General features: G+C 38.9%; 1 protein-coding gene. It reads right to left on the bottom strand.

Features of this window, described 5'->3' with window-relative positions; all coding sequences use genetic code 11:
• Positions 1-378 (bottom strand): hypothetical protein (locus ACVC3Y_RS05820; protein WP_452226352.1); only part of this gene is annotated, 378 nt, incomplete at both ends.

Raw genomic sequence — 378 nt, 5'->3', positions numbered from 1 at the left:
ATCTGTACCACAAGATTGAAGCGCTAATATGTTAGCAGCATTCCAATCGTTAGCAATGGTTTCATTATCTGTTCCATTACATTCTATAGCTTCATCTACAACCGTACAAGCTGTAAGATCAGGACCGATAGAATCTTCAAGGGTAAGTGTCGCAGTCAGTGTAGTTTCGTTATCACAATCATCCGATACCGTATAGATTACAGTAATAGTACCACCAGCACCACAAGTGGAAGCAAGGTTCGTGAAAGCATAATCAGAAGTTACATCAAATACAGCATCTGTATCACAGCTATCTGTACCACAAGATTGAAGCGCTAATATGTTAGCAGCATTCCAATCGTTAGCAATGGTTTCATTATCTGTTCCATTACATTCTAT

It is taken from the genome of Lacinutrix cladophorae (assembly GCF_053604645.1).
The sequence above is the reverse complement of the archived record's forward strand: the minus strand, read 5'-3'. Positions and strand labels throughout refer to the sequence as shown.